14 protein-coding genes and 1 pseudogene are annotated in these 17245 nt (G+C 40.6%); 9 read left to right on the plus strand and 6 right to left on the minus strand.

What is annotated here, in order from left to right:
- Nucleotides 1–88: 88 nt before the first annotated feature.
- On the minus strand, nucleotides 89–493 hold the full coding sequence (locus VB713_RS01620; protein ID WP_323309840.1) for a response regulator: 405 nt from the start codon (nucleotides 491–493) through the stop codon (nucleotides 89–91).
- Nucleotides 494–722: 229 nt separating this feature from the next.
- On the opposite strand from VB713_RS01620, the gene gyrA reads away from it, so the two are divergent.
- The 3 genes from gyrA (at nucleotide 723) to VB713_RS01635 (ending at nucleotide 4447) form a co-directional block, all read left to right on the plus strand.
- On the plus strand, nucleotides 723–3221 hold the full coding sequence (gyrA, locus tag VB713_RS01625; RefSeq protein ID WP_323309841.1) for a DNA gyrase subunit A: 2499 nt from the start codon (nucleotides 723–725) through the stop codon (nucleotides 3219–3221).
- A 36-nt stretch (nucleotides 3222–3257) separates the two neighbouring features.
- Nucleotides 3258–4181: a cation diffusion facilitator family transporter gene (locus VB713_RS01630; RefSeq protein ID WP_323309842.1), complete on the plus strand. Its 924-nt coding sequence runs from the start codon at nucleotides 3258–3260 to the stop codon at nucleotides 4179–4181.
- An 86-nt stretch (nucleotides 4182–4267) separates the two neighbouring features.
- Nucleotides 4268–4447: a chlorophyll a/b-binding protein gene (locus VB713_RS01635; RefSeq protein ID WP_323309843.1), complete on the plus strand. Its 180-nt coding sequence runs from the start codon at nucleotides 4268–4270 to the stop codon at nucleotides 4445–4447.
- Between the two features lie 316 nt (nucleotides 4448–4763).
- On the opposite strand, the gene rpoD is transcribed toward VB713_RS01635, so the two are convergent.
- From rpoD to VB713_RS01655, 3 genes and pseudogenes are all read right to left on the minus strand, one after another.
- Nucleotides 4764–5942 carry an RNA polymerase sigma factor RpoD gene (rpoD, locus tag VB713_RS01640; protein ID WP_323309844.1) on the minus strand — a complete coding sequence of 393 codons (1179 nt, stop codon included), beginning with the start codon at nucleotides 5940–5942 and terminating at the stop codon, nucleotides 4764–4766.
- A 1358-nt stretch (nucleotides 5943–7300) separates the two neighbouring features.
- Nucleotides 7301–9385 carry an LAGLIDADG family homing endonuclease gene (locus VB713_RS01650; RefSeq protein ID WP_416242400.1) on the minus strand — a complete coding sequence of 695 codons (2085 nt, stop codon included), beginning with the start codon at nucleotides 9383–9385 and terminating at the stop codon, nucleotides 7301–7303.
- Nucleotides 9374–10894: pseudogene (locus VB713_RS01655) on the minus strand (DNA gyrase subunit B); the annotation flags it as partial. The gene VB713_RS01650 and the pseudogene VB713_RS01655, both read right to left, overlap by 12 nt.
- A gap of 197 nt (nucleotides 10895–11091) precedes the next feature.
- Here VB713_RS01655 and miaA point away from each other — a divergent pair.
- Nucleotides 11092–11982, plus strand: a complete 891-nt coding sequence (gene miaA, locus VB713_RS01660) for a tRNA (adenosine(37)-N6)-dimethylallyltransferase MiaA (protein WP_323309845.1) — start codon at nucleotides 11092–11094, stop codon at nucleotides 11980–11982.
- 440 nt (nucleotides 11983–12422) lie between these two features.
- Here the strand turns inward: miaA and VB713_RS01665 are convergent, their stop codons facing one another.
- Both VB713_RS01665 and VB713_RS01670 read right to left on the minus strand, forming a co-directional pair.
- A complete protein-coding gene (locus VB713_RS01665; protein ID WP_323309846.1) occupies nucleotides 12423–12824 on the minus strand; it encodes a transcriptional regulator in 402 nt (133 codons plus the stop codon).
- Complete coding sequence (locus VB713_RS01670) at nucleotides 12808–13107, minus strand: type II toxin-antitoxin system HigB family toxin (RefSeq protein ID WP_323309847.1); 300 nt, start codon at nucleotides 13105–13107, stop codon at nucleotides 12808–12810. The genes VB713_RS01665 and VB713_RS01670 overlap by 17 nt, the downstream gene beginning before the upstream one ends.
- A gap of 630 nt (nucleotides 13108–13737) precedes the next feature.
- Between VB713_RS01670 and VB713_RS01675 the strand changes: the two genes are divergently transcribed.
- The 5 genes from VB713_RS01675 to VB713_RS01695 all read left to right on the plus strand — a co-directional run bounded on the left by VB713_RS01675 (nucleotide 13738) and on the right by VB713_RS01695 (nucleotide 16870).
- Nucleotides 13738–14361, plus strand: a complete 624-nt coding sequence (locus VB713_RS01675) for a TMEM165/GDT1 family protein (RefSeq protein WP_323309848.1) — start codon at nucleotides 13738–13740, stop codon at nucleotides 14359–14361.
- 26 nt (nucleotides 14362–14387) lie between these two features.
- Nucleotides 14388–14957 carry a hypothetical protein gene (locus tag VB713_RS01680; protein WP_323309849.1) on the plus strand — a complete coding sequence of 190 codons (570 nt, stop codon included), beginning with the start codon at nucleotides 14388–14390 and terminating at the stop codon, nucleotides 14955–14957.
- Nucleotides 14958–15007: 50 nt separating this feature from the next.
- Nucleotides 15008–15508 carry a TMEM165/GDT1 family protein gene (locus VB713_RS01685; RefSeq protein WP_323309850.1) on the plus strand — a complete coding sequence of 167 codons (501 nt, stop codon included), beginning with the start codon at nucleotides 15008–15010 and terminating at the stop codon, nucleotides 15506–15508.
- Between the two features lie 26 nt (nucleotides 15509–15534).
- Nucleotides 15535–16113: a hypothetical protein gene (locus VB713_RS01690; protein WP_323309851.1), complete on the plus strand. Its 579-nt coding sequence runs from the start codon at nucleotides 15535–15537 to the stop codon at nucleotides 16111–16113.
- A gap of 160 nt (nucleotides 16114–16273) precedes the next feature.
- Nucleotides 16274–16870, plus strand: coding sequence for a hypothetical protein (locus VB713_RS01695; RefSeq protein ID WP_323309852.1), 597 nt, complete (start codon nucleotides 16274–16276; stop codon nucleotides 16868–16870).
- Nucleotides 16871–17245: the final 375 nt, after the last annotated feature.

Raw genomic sequence — 17245 nt, forward strand, 5'->3', positions numbered from 1 at the left:
CCTGCTACCGTCTCCTGCTATGTAAAAGTAGCCCAAAATCAAATTATTTAATTTATGGGTGAACCTTGCTAACATCAGCCGTCAATTCTCAAGGCTCTGTTTTGGGTAAAAGTGCCATGATCTGATCAACAAACTGTTGATGGTCAACAACTGGTTTAGAGATGTAGCCATCAGCACCGCTTTGTTTGAGAAAGTTTTCGCGATCGCCTTCCATGGCGTGTGCTGTCACTAAAATTACAGGTAGGTTAGCCGTTTTTGGGTCAGCTTTTAACATTTGCGTAATTTTGATACCATCAACAGACTTACCTTGATACATACTACGTGATAGAGAAACATCCATTAAAATCAAATCAACTTCTCCAGCTTGGGCAATTTTCATTACTTCATCCACATCTTCCGTGTGTTTTACACCCAAGCCACCGCGTTTGGTCAAAATCTTGGAAAAAACCCGAGCGTTAATCAGATCATCTTCGACAATTAAAACAGTTTTCATGAGAATTTAACTTATAAGGGTGAGAGGTTTGACCACCTGATCAAAACAGTGGTCTACCACCTTTTCAATAATCAATGTGTATCCCCAACATCAAGGATAATACTACTGCTTTTTATCCTATGAGGATCAAGCTAGTGTTAAAAATCCTATTTCATCCGTTATGCTGTGGTTTCTACAGTGTTAGGTTTCAGTGACTTTTGTGTAGTTAAAATTCAGGGAAAAGAGCTTCATGGCAAAACAGTTAAACCTGCTCTCAACAGGACAGGTCATCACAACAGCCCTGCACACCGAGATGCAACGGTCTTACCTAGAATATGCCATGAGTGTGATCATCGGGCGAGCGTTACCGGATGTGCGTGATGGCTTAAAGCCTGTGCATCGGCGGATTTTGTATGCGATGCACGAACTCGGTTTAACACCAGATAGACCTTACCGGAAATGCGCCCGTGTGGTGGGAGATGTACTAGGTAAGTACCATCCCCACGGAGATCAATCAGTTTACGATGCCTTAGTCAGGTTAGTGCAGGATTTTTCCAGCCGCTATCCCTTGCTAGGGGGACATGGTAATTTTGGTAGTGTTGATAATGACCCACCAGCGGCGATGCGTTATACAGAAACGCGCCTGGCACCCATTGGTCATGAGGGAATGCTGACGGAAATTGGTGAAGAAACTGTAGAATTTATTGGCAACTTTGATAATTCCCAGCAAGAACCGACTGTATTACCTGCTCAGTTACCATTTTTGTTGCTGAATGGTTGTTCTGGTATTGCGGTGGGAATGGCGACAAATGTCCCACCTCACAACTTAGGGGAAATAGTTGATGGGTTGATTGCTTTAATTGACAACCCAGATTTGACAGATGAAAAGTTATTTGACATCATTCCCGGCCCGGATTTTCCTACTGGTGGGGAAATTGTTGGTAATTCAGGAATTCGGGAAGCATACACCACAGGCAAAGGTGGGATTGTTTTGCGTGGTGTGGCTACATTAGAGGAAATTCCTGCCACTAGGGGGAGTAGGCGGCGGACGGCGATTATTATTACAGAGTTGCCTTATCAAGTGAATAAGGCTGCTTGGATCGAAAAAGTAGCAGATTTAGTCAATCAAGGACGCTTACACGGCATTTCTGATTTGCGGGATGAGAGCGATCGCGAAGGAATGCGAGTGGTAATTGAACTCAAACGCGATACTAACCCCGAAGAAGTTCTTCAGCATTTATATCGCCAAACTGCCTTACAAAGTACCTTTGGGGCAATTATGTTAGCGATCGCAGATGGACAACCCCGCCAGTTAAGCTTGCGCCAAATGTTGCAGGAATTTTTGAGTTTCCGAGAACATACCCTTAACCGTCGCTACAGTTATGAGTTAAGTAAAGCCGAAAACCGAATAAATCTAGTCGCAGGTTTACGAAAAGCTCTATCGAACCTAGATGAAGTTATTAGCATTTTACGGCAAGCTGCTGATGGCAGTACAGCGAAAATGCAACTTTGTAGCCGTCTAGACTTGAGTGAAGTGCAAGCAGATGCCATTCTCGCCATGCCATTACGCCGCCTCACTAGTTTAGAACAGCAAAATTTGCAGCAGGAATTTGACCAACTCAACGAGCAAATTACCTCTTTGCGGAGATTACTCGACGATAGACACGAATTATTAAAAGTACTGAAAAAAGACCTACGAAGTCTCAAACGCAAATACAGCGATCCCCGAAGGACAAAGTTAATATCTACAAACGAAGTAGTAATTAACACCGAAAAAGGCGGTGACAAAAAAGTAGCCGCAGATGAAGAAAATCTCAAATCGGAACAACCCGCAGAACCAGCAATTTTAGAATTTACCCAGCGGGGTTACGTGCGTCGTCTTTCTCCAACCGGGAAAAAATCGAAAGCAGAAAACGGTTTGCATGAAAACGATTTTATTATTCAAACCGATGCCACGGAAACCGACAAAGATTTATTAATACTCAGTACTGGAGGCAAAGTCTACCCTGTCACAGTAGGAGAAATTCCCGCCACAACTGGACGTTCTCCACGGGGAACTCCATTAATTACCATGCTCACTAGTACTGCTCAAGGCAATCTAGAAGGTATTGTCAGCCGCTTTGTCTTACCAGAATCACCAGATACGACTCAAATGGTTCTCCTGACCAAACAAGGTCGAATTAAGCGTTTTGCTCTAGAAGAACTGATTAACCTCAGTCGGCGCGGGATGACAATTTTAAAGCTCAAAGATAATGATGAATTATCTTTTACTCAGTTCACCAGTACGGGACAACATCTGATTTTAGCTAATTCTGGTGGTCGGTTGTTGCGGTTTGCAGTCAATGATGAACAATTACCAATCATGGGTCGTGCTGCAATGGGACTACAGGCATTTCGACTCTTGAAAAATCAGCACATGGTTGGTTGTGAGATTGTTAACAAGGATGACCACTTATTGCTAGTTACGGAAGAAGGTTACGGCAAACGGATGCCAGCAAGTAATTTAAGGGCAGCTAATCGTGGTGATTTAGGTATCCAAATGCTGAAGTTCCACAATAAAACTGACAATCTCGCTGGGATGATCCGCGCTATCCCAGGTGCAGAAGTGGCACTAGTTACCAATAGAGAGCGAGTGGTGCGAATCCCTATAGACTCAGTACCAATCTTAGATAGAGATGCTAAAGGTGAGAATATCTTACAACTCAACCGTGATGAGAAAATTATGACTCTTATTGAAGTGCGAATGTAAAATACACAAATTTCTTAGTCCTACTCTGAAAAAGTTATGAACCATGACCATCATCATCAACACCATCATCACTCTCATGCCCCGGCAAAATTCAATCGCGCCTTTGCTATTGGTACGGTTCTTAACGTCGGGTTTATCCTGGTTGAGGTCACGTATGGTTACTTAGCACATTCTCTAGCTTTGTTCGCTGATGCTGGTCATAATCTGGGTGATGTCTTGGGACTTCTCTTGGCCTGGGGTGCAAGTGCGATCGCTCGTCGTCCTCCCACAGCCCGTTATACATATGGCTTGCGTGGCTCCTCAATTCTGGCAGCTGTGACAAATGCTGTGATTCTACTTTTGTCTATGGGTGCGATCGCTTGGGAAGCTATTCAGCGATTTAATGATCCTGTTCCCGTTGCTGGAGGTACGGTGATTACGGTTGCAGTAGTGGGAGTTATTATTAATTCTGCAACTGCCCTGATGTTTATGTCAGGTCGTAAAACTGATTTGAATATTCGTGGCGCTTTCCTCCACATGGCTGCTGACGCTTTAATATCTTTCGGAGTGGTATTAGTAGGCATCGCTATCTTAGTTACCAAATGGGTATGGCTTGACCCCATAGTCAGTTTAGTCCTGGTAGTAGTTGTAGTAGCTGGGACGTGGCAGTTACTACGAGAATCTGTCAGCTTGGCACTTGATGCCGTGCCAATGGAAATTGAACCTTTAGCTGTGAAAACTTACCTACTTGAGCGGCCTGGTGTCTTGAAAATTCACGATCTGCATATTTGGGCAATGAGTACAACTGAAACTGCTCTGACTGTCCATCTAGTCATGCCAAATGGTTATCCTGGCGACTCTTTTTTGTGGGAAGTTTGCCATGAACTTCAAGAGCATTTTGGTATCAAACACTCGACTATACAAATAGAAATCGGCGATTCTGAACATTCATGTGTTTTAGAACCAGATCATGTAGTTTGAAATAAACATTGCATTTCTGAGAAATATTGTTATATTAGTTTACATAAAGCAATGAAGCTTAGTAAATCCAGTTCGGAGTGCGAATCATGACTAACGCAACAAAAACTATTACTTCTATACCTGAAGATCGCAATGGCTGGCGTTGGGGATTCACCCCACAAGCAGAAATTTGGAATGGTCGTTTGGCGATGATTGGCTTTTTATCAGCCGCTTTAATCGAACTTTTCTCCGGTCAAGGCTTCTTACATTTTTGGGGTATCCTGTAAGCTTTAAAGATCCAAAAAAAATTATCTCTACTGCAAACGGGTCAAACTTGGACTTATGTCATACTGACCGTAACGTAGTGCAGGGAAGTATCTCGGAGATTTTAGAGCCTACGGCACGCTACGCGTTAGCAAAGCTCCACGACGTGGCACATTTCGTACCCTACGGGATCTTGCTACAGAATGGCACTTTTAACCCGTTTTTAGTATATAAACGAAAGAACCTGGTAGTTAATGAAAACCACCAGGTTATTTATTTTTGGTTTTATTGATTATTTGTCCTCAGTCAAAAAGCCAATGACTAATAAATAACCAATAACTACCGAATATATTCTTTGAGAACGCTGTTACGGTTGGGGTGACGTAACTTGCGGAGTGCCTTCGCTTCAATTTGGCGAATTCGTTCGCGGGTGACGTTGAAAATCTGGCCGATTTCTTCCAGGGTTTTCATCCGTCCGTCATCCAAGCCGTAACGTAGTCTCAAAACATCGCGTTCACGGGGGCTGAGACTGTCAAGAACTTTTTCTAAGTCTTCACGAAGAAGATTTTTAGAAACTTGATCTTCTGGTGTTTCACCGTCAGATTCAATAAAGTCACCCAAGCGGGAATCTTCTTCTTTACCAATGGGCGTTTCTAAAGAAATTGGTAACTGGGCTGATTTAGCAATAAACCGCAGTTTCTCGATGGTCATTTCCATGCGAGTTGCAATTTCTTCTTCGGTGGGTTTGCGACCCATTTCTTGAGATAGTAGCTTGGTTGTTTTCTTGATCCGTGATATGGTTTCGTAGAGATGAACCGGTAGACGGATAGTGCGAGACTGATCAGCGATCGCTCTCGTAATTGCCTGACGAATCCACCATGTAGCGTAGGTAGAAAACTTATAACCTTTTTCGTGGTCGAACTTTTCTGCTGCGCGAATCAAACCAAGACTACCTTCCTGAATCAAGTCTTGGAAAGACAAGCCACGATTCATGTACTTTTTGGCGATTGAGACGACAAGGCGCAAGTTTGATTGCACCATTTTGTCTTTAGCTCTGCGACCAACGTGTAGTCTATAACGGAAAGTTGGTAGAGGTAATTCTACGGCTTCTGCCCATTCTTTAAATTGCGGTTCACGCTCTAGCTGATCTTGCAGGCGATCGCGCACTCTTTCCAATTCTAGAAGATCGGCGATTTTCCGTGCTAGTTCGATTTCTTCGTCTGCTCGTAATAGACGAATACGACCAATTTCTTGCAGGTAAAGGCGAATCGAATCTTCGGTGTAATGCTTTTTCTTAGCTGTTGGTGTCCGACGACGCGATTTAGCGGCTTTTCCAGACTTTGCGTCGTCCTCATCAGACTGAGGCTCTAAAAAATCATCAATTTCGCCGTCATCGGTAATGAGTAAGTCCTCTTCTTCTTCCTCTATCAATAAGAGTTCTTCTTCGATCTCAGGCGGATTTATCATTTCTAGGTCAGGCCGATATATGCTATCGAGTACGTTGTTAGCCTGGTTCATGCCGCGTTCCTCATGCTCCTTGCAGAATCAATTACTCAAGATGTGGTTACTGCTCTTTTTATCGAGCTAATTGCTTACCAAAAATAGGTTTTTGAGTGATTTCCCTATATTTCCGGTAGTATTGCCTCTTTGGGAGGCGGAGTTTTTACTTCAAAGTAGCAACTATCACTTTGAGGTGATTGGCTGTTCGGAAAGTAAAAATTTATCGCTGTCGCCGTTGTACACAACTTCTGATGGACTGGTTTTCAACCAGACGCACCTTGATCAAGGAATTCACTACTTTAGACATACATAGATATGACTGCTAGCAAATTTACCTGTCAAGACTGTTCCGATTGTAGCCTGTTTCACAGAAATTGCACTCTTTTTGTGTATTAATCATGAACTCATTGGGCAAGGTGAAGCCACTTTTATCAAAAAGACATTAAAAACGGTAGTCACACCATTAAATCTTGTCTAAAACTTTTTGGTTTTGCAGTGGCATTCTCATTAGATTAAAAGGTAGGCACTCTTGCTTCTGGGAGATTCTAGATTTTAAGCACAACAATAGTTTTGTGGCAACAGCACATTGCATATGAACTCAAATTAGTAGTATTAATGCACCCATGTTGACAAGTCGTTCATAAATTACTTTTTTGAGAAAGCGAAGCTGGGCTGTTCTGATATTCGTGAAACGGTGGTGGTGCTTGTTCCCAAACACTGAACCTTGTATATGTTATGCCAATAACCTGGACTAAGGAGTTAAGGTTGTGGCAGAATAAGCCGATTGAGAGATGAATTTAGATTTTACTCGTTTCGGTCTTATTAACACATTAGCGCAATGCTGAGATTTCAGCCCTATGCAACTTGACAAACTGTTCTTATTGTATACAAAGATATTTTAATCAGTCGAGAAATAATTTGTCATCGAAAATACTAGATCATTTGTCTGACTGGAAAATAGGGGTATGGCTTACGCCTCTAGGCTCTATCAGAAGTACTACTTCGTGATGGCTTTATGCTCAGAGTAGTTCCTTCTGTGGAGAATCGCCGCTAATAATTAAGAAAGGGGAATAGGCAATTATGCTGTTCTTCCGGCAACTCTTAAATAAATCACTTTTTCAGTTGATGATCGATCATGTATGAAAAAGCTCATCAAAGACAAGTCAGACATTATTTTTTACCATAACCTTAATATGACGATATTGGCAAATAAATATGTTTATGGTTAGTATTTGTCTGCTTCTGCGAAGAATAATGAGGAATTATAGAGAGAATTTTCGGATTGACCTCTGTATGATAAGAACTGCCAAAATTAATGGGTAATAGGTATAAACCTATTACCCATGACAAATTTTCACGCTGATCTGGATTGTAAGTTAGATATCTAAATCAGTGAGGTTAAGTTTAGAACCATAGGTTTCAATGAATTCCCGACGTGGTGCGACTCTATCGCCCATTAAAATGGTGAAGATCCGATCAGCTTCTGCTGCGTCTTCAATTTCAACTTGCTTGAGAGTGCGACTTTCTGGGTTCATAGTGGTTTCCCAGAGTTGTTGGGGCATCATTTCTCCCAGACCTTTGAATCGTTGGATGTTATAGTTGGCGTTGGCTGGGAAGGTAGCGATATGCTGTTGTAATTCGCGATCGCTATAACAATATCTAGGTTCACTGCGTCCCCGTTCTAATTTATACAGTGGGGGACAGGCAATATAAATGAAACCATTTTCAATCAATGCCCGTTGATAACGATAGAAGAAAGTCAATAACAATGTGCGGATATGCGCTCCATCTACGTCAGCATCAGTATTATGAGCGCATAAACCACCAGTACCACACACAAAGTTTTCGTCATCCTCAACCGAGAAGTCATAAACATAGTCGCCAACTAACTCTATTTCCTCAGCACGAATCACCCGTAAACCCATTAAATCATCACTGATGTGTACGTAATCTTGGGCTTTGCGAGTTGGACTTGCTAACAATGCTTCTAGCTTATAAGCATTACCATGACGCTGCCAAATTTGGCGACATTGAGATATTTGCTCCTTACCACATATCCTAATGCTGTAATACGGGTGGCGTGTTTGAATTAGTGCATCAGGAGCGGTTGCGGGCTGATGTTGGCTACTAGCAGCAATCAAACCCATTTGTCCTAACAGGTATAGTAACCCGTCTTTTAGCTCTGGTGAGTTAGTCGTAAATGACAAATGACTACCACCTGTTGTTCCATCACCGAGGAAATAACCCTCAACAAAAGCCATTTGCAGGTGTTCAGGGAGACTGAACAGTAGATCAGGTAGTTGTTTCTGATGTGCTAGTTTGGCTAAACCATAAGCTTGCAGCAATCTAGCAGCAGCAACACTGTGGAAGTAAAGTTTAATCCCATCACTTTCAGGATCATGATATTGGCGTGGTGTTTCGCCAAAAACTGACTCAATAGCTGCTGTCAATTCTGGGATAAAACGCTCATCTTTTTTGCCTAAATTGAGGCTAACTTGGTGCTGGCTAAGTGTACCTTCAGCAACGTACCAACCCAAAAACCACATTAACTCACGAGTAATAGGCAGATAACGTCCAAATGCCTTGTTGCTGTGCGCTTGAGGAACAAGTTGTACATCATCACCTAATTGGGCAATTTCCAGGGATGTAAACTCATCCAAAGGCTTGTAGTTACTAATCTCTCTCCATTTAGCATTTTTACTGCTGTCGTCTTGAGTCAGCAATTCATCTATTTTGGATGGTAACTGCTCATAGGTAATACTGTCATTCCAGCCAATTGCTTCAACGTAACTGAGGAATTGGGACAAAATTGGGCGATTAATTCCTCTCTCCCAATGACTGATAGTAATAGGCTGTTTTACTCCGCAGACGCTGGCTACCTTTTTCTGACTAACTCCGGCTGTTTGTCGGGCTTTGATCAGTTGTTTCCATGCTTGTGAGTCAAGCAAAATCCGGGGTTCACTCAATAAGTCTGGGCGTTCTACTTTAGCTAACAAACGCTGACTAGCAACCCGACGCACATCTTCACCTTGGAGATAGAGTGACTTTGTTAACTCAGCATTGTAGAAAGTCTCTAGTAAGTCTATGCGTGTGGGGCTAGTAGAGGGACGAGGAAGGCGACGACTAGCGACTAATGTATCGCCTGGTTTGACTTCGTTACCTTTTTTGAGAATAACCTGTCCGTTTTCCCAAACAAAGACACTATGAGAAGATGTGACTTTGACAGAGCGATTGTAACGGGTGGTTAGCTTGTACATAGCTTCCTCATGTCCGTGACGAATGACGGCTTTGAGGGGACGGAAGCGGGTGGCGTGGGTTTTTTGGTCAAAACAGACAACTTGGTATTCTTTGACGTTACGTCGTCCTTCTGCACAGTCATCAATGAACCGCCCAATATGGACAAATTCTGTTTTTCCCGAATTGTCCATGACTAAGGTTGGTTCATCTCCAGCTACACTCATGATGACAATGCGGTGATAACGCAACTGGGATGCGTCAAATTCATCACCTTTAACGCCTAAACCCAAGGCTGTAATCAGTGATTGAATTTCGTTGTTTTTATAAATTTTGGCATCGTCGGTTTTTTCGATGTTAAGAATCTTACCACGAAGAGGCAGAATTGCTTGGGTGCGGCGATCGCGTCCTTGTTTGGCGCTTCCACCCGCTGAATCGCCTTCCACGATGTATATCTCAGATTCTGAAGGGTCGCGGGAACTACAATCTGCTAATTTACCTGGTAGTGGTGAAGATTCTAGCACCGATTTGCGGCGTACCAATTCCCGTGCATGACGGGCTGCTTCTGCGGCTTTAAAGGCTTGAATAGCTTTATCTAAAATAGAATCAGCAATACCGGGGTGAAATTCTAAATACTCTGTGAGGACTTCTCCGACAAAAGAATCGACAATACCACGAACTTCTGTATTACCAAGTTTTGTTTTGGTTTGTCCTTCAAATTCTGGATCTGGGACTTTAACGGAAATGACTGCTGTTAAACCTTCGCGGACGTGTTCACCACTCAGATTAGATTCACCTTCTTTAATTTTATTCCGCTTGCGTGCGATCGCATTTAAAGTCCGAGTTAGAACTGCTTTTAAACCTTCTAGGTGCGTACCACCATCAATCGTGCGAATATTATTAGCAAAACCTAGGACATTATCAGTATAAGCATCAGTACACCACTGTAACGAAACTTCTACCTGAACATTATTTCTTTCTCCCTGAACATAAATAATTTCTTCATGTAAGGGCTGCTTCTCCCGGTTCATGTAGGCGATATACTCTTTAATCCCACCCTTGTACTCATAGGTTTCTATTCTGGGTGTATCGCTTTTGAGAAGTTCTAAACGATGGTCACTAAAGATAATTTTGACACCTGCATTCAAATACGCTAACTCACGTAAGCGACCTGATAAAGTAATGTAATCAAATTCTATGCTGGTGGTAAAAATTTGTGTATCTGGCTTAAAGGTAATCGAAGTACCAGTTCTAGCTTCTTTATAAGGCGTTGCAACCAATTCCGTAACAGGAAAACTCCGTTCATATCGCTGGTTGTGTACCTTACTATCCCGCCAAACTGTAACTTCCACAAACTCAGATAGGGCGTTAACTACAGAAATCCCCACCCCATGTAAACCACCAGAAACCTTATAACCACCACCGCCAAACTTACCGCCGGCGTGGAGTACAGTTAATACTGTTTCTAAAGCCGATTTTCCGGTTTTTGGGTGAATATCGACGGGAATACCCCGACCATCATCTGTTACAGTCACGGAACCATCAGCGTTGATATCTACCTCAACATGGGTGCAGTGACCTGCTAAAGCTTCGTCAACAGAGTTGTCCACCACCTCGTAAACTAAATGATGGAGTCCTCGCGGCCCTGTAGTACCGATGTACATCCCTGGACGTTTGCGGACGGCTTCCAGACCTTCCAGAACTTGAATCTGATCGGCACTGTAACTGCTCGTCATGAAAATTCTCCTGATGTTTGGGGTTGAACTTGCCTAAAGGCTGAAAAAAGTCAAATCACCCCAAAATTATAACATAAAAGCCTTGCTGCCGTCTGTAGAGCAATTTAATGGGAAGTTTATATGGGGGATGGAACCCAGAAGAAGAAAGGGGGCAGGGAGCAGGGGGAAAATAAGAAATGACTAATAACCAGTGACTAATGACTAAATTAATTGTAATTTGTGGAGCGACGGCGACGGGGAAGTCGGGTTTGGCTTTAAGTTTAGCTAAAAGGTTGGGTTCTGTAATTTTGAGTGCTGACTCTCGTCAAGTATACCGTGATTTTGATATTGGCACGGCTAAACCAACTTTGGCAGAACAGGAATTAGTGCCACATTATCTAATAGATATCTGTGATCCGACTGAGATAATGACATTAGCAGATTATCAGGAGCAAACACAAGCTTTAATTAGTAGTTTGGAAGTTTCTCCAGTTTTGTTGGTGGGTGGAACTGGTTTGTATATCCGTTCTATTGTGCAGGGAATGAAGATTCCGAGAGTTTCACCTCAACCAGAATTGCGATCGCAATTAGAATCTCTTGGTCAAAGTCAACTTTACCCGATATTGCAACAAGTTGATGCGATCGCAGCCAAGAAAATTCACGCTAACGATTTGGTGCGGACTTTAAGAGCATTAGAAGTATATTATGTTACCGGAATCCCAATTTCTGACCAACAAGGAGAAAACCCACCAAATTATCCGATTTTGCAAATTTGTTTAGATTGTGATGCGGAACGTTTAGATATTAGAATTAGTAGACGCACTGAACAAATGATTGCGGATGGTTTAGTTGCTGAAGTGGAATATTTATCTCAAAAGTATGGTGCTGATTTGCCTTTATTGAATACTTTAGGATATCAAGAAATTAAGCAATATTTAGCTGGTGAAATTTCTTTAGATGAAACTAAGGAATTAATTGTTTTACACACAAGACAATTTGCAAAACGCCAAAGAACTTGGTTTAGACAAGCGCCTAATATGGAATATGTTGATATGGATAATCCTAATTTATTAGAACAAATTTGGGAGAGGATTAATAAATTTGTCTGAATCAGGATTTACAGGATGTTATTTTTTGTTTTATGTTGGGTTTTTGAGGATATTTATTTTGTCTGAATCAGGATATCCAGGATTTGAGGATTTACAGGATGTTCTTTTTGTTTGATATGGCTATAGCTTGCGTGACGACCTAGGAGTCATACGCCACGCTACGCGAACAGGATTTTTAGTAATAAATGTTCCTTAATTTATTGGTCTTCTTAAAAAATCCATCAATAAAAATATTGTAAATCTTTAATATCTTGGAATTATTGAATAATCCACCAATAGCAATCCTGAAAATCTTCAAATCCTGGATATCCTGATTCAGACAAGAAGACTATATTGGTATTCTCGAATAATCCATCAGTAAAAATCCTGAAAATCCTTAAATCCTGGATATCCTGATTCAGACAAAAAATACATCAATAAAAATGGGGGAAACTCGAACTCTAAATAAATAAACTAGGAGAAACTTTAAAATATTCTCCCAATGCTTTAGCTTGTGCTTTACTAATTGAACGTTTACCGTTGACAACTTCTGAAACCACACCGCTGCTAGAACCAAGAATACGTACTAAGTCAGATTGACGAATTCCGCTAGATTCCATGATATGTTGCAATATTTCATGAGGTGTAGATTTATCCATTGGATAATTTTCTTCCTCATAATCTTCAATTAGTCTGACAATCAATTTGTATAAAACTCGCTCCTCTGGAGTAAGATTCTTTTTAAAAGTTAGAAATTCTGCAATTTTTAAAAGGCGTTCATACTCTTCCTCTGTTTCAATTACTTGAGGAGCGATTTCTGCTAGTAATTGACTATAAGTTTTATTGTCAAAAGTAATCGTCATTTTTCCATTTATCTTTATTGTATTCCGCGTGAGTTAGCAAGTATTTGTAGTATACATTCTGTGTTTCATAATTAATCCCTACAATTAAACGGTAATCATTACCTTTGATATTAAAAACAGTAAAATTACCAACTGCTTCAGCATTTCGGTAAATTTTACGCACATCCTCTAAATTTTGCCATTCGAATTTTTTAACAGTTGCATACCAACTATCAATTTGTTTTTTGATATCGGGATATTTAGCGGCATCTTCGCGGAGGGAGCGTATAGACATTAAGTGCATATATTTTGGGTTTGAAACGATATTGATTGATATAAATCATGGGTTTTATCCTTTCCACTACACGAAACAAACTAAAACAAAGTATATTCACATTTACAAAAATATTACTGTCATTATGAAAGTAACAATAGCCGAATGAAGAATTTCAATACATTCAATAAATGTAGAATTGAAATTCTGCATTACACTTCGTTATTTTCAGAACGACAATGATATTTTTACAAATTTGAATAAATATATTCTCTCAAAACGAGAGTTAAATGTCAATAGTCAATTCAGAACTTACGCAAAATCTCTCTAAAACCTCTTACCTCTGTGTCCTCTGTGCCTCTGTGGTATGTCTTCGACACGCTCCGCGAACGTTTCTCTTGAATTCCCAAACCCTTGACACCCAACCAACATAAACGTATAATTTATAACGAATAGAAGGGGAGTAGCTGCTGGCGTAAAAGCTAGTACATCTGAGTCAACATACTGGCGATGAGCCTGGTTCGGATGGCGAATAATAAAATATTTGAAAGCGAGACCTTCACTGAGTTCACAACAAACGATTGTGTGAGCTTCAGTGAGGTCATTAAACTCTCATTAGAAGCTCCACACAGGTAAAAAATCCTACAGGAGCTTGAGAGATTGTTAACAGCATTTACCGCAGGTTTAATTTTAATCACCATTTCCGAATTAGGTGATAAAACCTTTTTTATCGCCGTAATTTTGTCAATGCAGCATCCCCGACGAGTAGTATTCGTTGGTGTGACAGCAGCTTTAGCAGCAATGACAGTTTTATCAGTGATATTTGGACAAGTATTGTCTGCTTTAACACAAGGTTCAAAACTTTATGTTTATTATGCCGAAATAGCTTTATTTATTGCCTTTGGTTTAAAACTGCTCTACGATGCGTGGAAAATGCCTGTTCACGCTGAGGAAGAAGTCATAGAAGAGGCAAAAGAAGCCGTAGAAAAGGCACATTTAGACAGTCAGCAAAAAAGCATTTGGTCGATGCTGCTGAAATCTTTTGCATTAACATTTATAGCCGAGTGGGGCGATCGCACACAATTTGCCACAATTGGACTAGCAGCCAATAACAATCCCATTGGTGTAACCGTCGGAGCAATATTAGGACACGCCATTTGTGCTGCGATCGCAGTTATCGGTGGTAAATTAATTGCAGGTAAGATATCTGAACGACAAATCACCTTCATAGGCGGCTTTCTATTCATAATCTTCGGTATAGTCGCCGCTATAGAAGGGAAATAAACTCAACAGTCCTAACGTGCAGCCTTATGTATACGCGAGAGTGGCTAATAGCAAAAACCAGATTTTATCAAGATTTTGGTTTTTTTGAAGAGTACATTGGTTTATCAGATGAAGAATTGGCTGATGAAATCATCCGTCTGTGTCAAGCAGAAACAGGAAGAGATATCTCCAAGCTTTTCATACCAGGATGGGATGGACTACTTTTACAATTGGATAAGAAACGGGTTTTGATAGCAGCAACCGATATTCTTTATGCCGAAGATCCTCCTCCATACAACTTTGATTTCCTTGTAGAAACAATTCAAAAGCTATCAGCAATATCTCGCGGTGCTTTTCTACCTCAAAATATCCAAGAAGTAAGTCCAGGAACTATATCATTTATTTTGAATGGTGATCAGTATTCACTCATCTCTGATGGACCACCAGATGATCCTTTAATCTTAGCCAGTCAAATAAATCCTCTGATTCTTAAAACTGGCTATCAATTTAAACAACAAGATGCGTCACCAAATATATACATTTATGTGATGACTTCTGAAGAAGTTGAACGTCTAGCTTGGAAGTTCCTAGCTGATAGATGGATGTTTCATGAATAGCTATCTATTCTATCTTGATCAAATCTAACATTGAGTTAGGAACATTTTTAATGTCGGAATTGACTTCAGCACTAGAAAAAATAGCTGCATGGTACTGGGAGAATGAACCACAGTTTCATTCTCCTTTCCAACCAGGACTTTCTCACGCCGATATTGATACTTTAGTCAAAGATTTACAGTTTCCAATTGCTCATGAAATTTATGAGCTTTACGAGTGGTGTAATGGTTCATCAGATGTAGCGATCGCATTTCATCAATACTCTTTATTGCCTCTTGTAGAAGTAGTAAATCTTCGTCAAGATAAATATGGCTTAAATTACGGAGAATCCTGGATGTATGATCGCACACAATTTGCCACAATAGCCCTAGCAGCAAGTAACAACGCCATTGGTGTGACAGCGGGAGCAATATTAGGACACGCAATTTGTGCTGCGATCGCAGTTATCGGTGGTAAATTAATTGCAGGTAAGATATCTGAACGACAAATCACCTTCATAGGCGGCTTTCTATTCATAATCTTCGGTATAGTCGCCGCTATAGAAGGGAAATAAACTCAACAGTCCTAACGTGCAGCCTTATGTATACGCGAGAGTGGCTAATAGCAAAAACCAGATTTTATCAAGATTTTGGTTTTTTTGAAGAGTACATTGGTTTATCAGATGACGAATTAGCTGATGAGATCATCCGTCTGCGTCAAGCAGAAACACGAACAGATATCTCCAAGCTTTTCATACCAGGATGGGATGTACTACTTGTACCATTGGATAAAAAACGGGTTTTGAGAGCAGCAGCCGATATTCTTTATGCCGAATATCCTAATCCATACAACTTTGATTCCCTTGTAGAAACAATTCAAAAGCTATCAGCAATATCTCGCGGTGCTTTTCTACCTCAAAATATCCAAGAAGTAAGTCCAGGAACTATATCATTTATTTTGAATGGTGATCAGTATTCACTCATCCCTGATGGAGCACCAAATGATCCTTTAATTTTAGCCAGTCAAATTAATCCTATGATTCTTAAAACTGGCTATCAATTTAAACAACATAATGCGTCACCAGATATATTCCTTTATGTGATGACTTCTGAAGAAGTTAAACGTCTAGGTTGGAAGTTTCTAGCAGATGGATGTTTCATGAATAGTTATCCTACCTAAGATACAAAAAGCCCCTTATACTCTGACCATGTGAATATAGTGGGTTAAATTGAAAAGATTGTTGGTATTAAATAAACCTTTCTATTTAGTACATTTTATTTAGTGCTGATCCGAGAATTTTGAAAAACTTTTTGTTTAATAAATTGGGATTTGTTAAAAAATGTCCTCTCTGATAGAAACCTTACAAAGAATTACGCCTTGGTATAGAGATACAGATTACGAAGTAATACAAACCTTCCCGCATGGACTCCCATTTGAAGATGTTGAAAACTGGCTTGGGGCGTTACCATTTCAAGTACCGCAAGAAGTTTATGAAATTTATCAATGGTGTAATGGAAGAGTGAATCCCACAGCAGCACGTCAGATGCCCCAGACAGATGTATATTTCTACAACATTGATTACATGGCGAATGCCTCAGTAATTCCTCTCAAGGAATCAGTGGACTTATGGTTTGAGAACAACGATGAGGATCAGATCACTAAAACTTGGTATCACTTTCCGGTCTTTAGTCACGAGAATGGTCTTATTGTCATAGTTGGGAGTGATCAACAGCAGGAATCATCACCTGTTTGGGACGTTGACTGGTTAAACGATGAATTAGGAAAGCCAGTATTTCCCAACATTACCAGTATGATGACAGGCATCGCCGATGTAATCGAAGCAGAACGTGAGTTTTGGGATGATTTAGGTTACTTTAACGATGACCGCGAGTATTGGAATGTCTGTAAGTCAATTTGGAAAAAATATCGTGCATAACATTGAAATAGTAGCATTTTTGGATGTCGGAATTGACTTCAGTACTAGAAAAAATAGCTGTATGGTACTGGGAGAATCAACCACAGTTCCATTCTCCTTTCCAACCAGGACTTTCTCACGCCGATATTGATACTTTAGTCAAAGATTTACAGTTTCCAATTCTTCATGAAATTTATGAGCTTTACAAGTGGTGTAATGGTTCATCAGATGTAGCGTGTTCATGGAACAAATTTATTCAGTGCGAATTTAACGAATGCTGTCCTGTTAGATGTTAAGAATTGGCATAGTTGTTGGACTGGAGAGGCAATCTTTAACAATACAACTATGCCAGATGGCAGCCTTTTTACACGATTTTAAAAAACCCCAGATACAAAT

Source organism: Anabaena cylindrica UHCC 0172, from assembly GCF_034931625.1.
Lineage (GTDB): Bacteria > Cyanobacteriota > Cyanobacteriia > Cyanobacteriales > Nostocaceae > Anabaena > Anabaena cylindrica_A.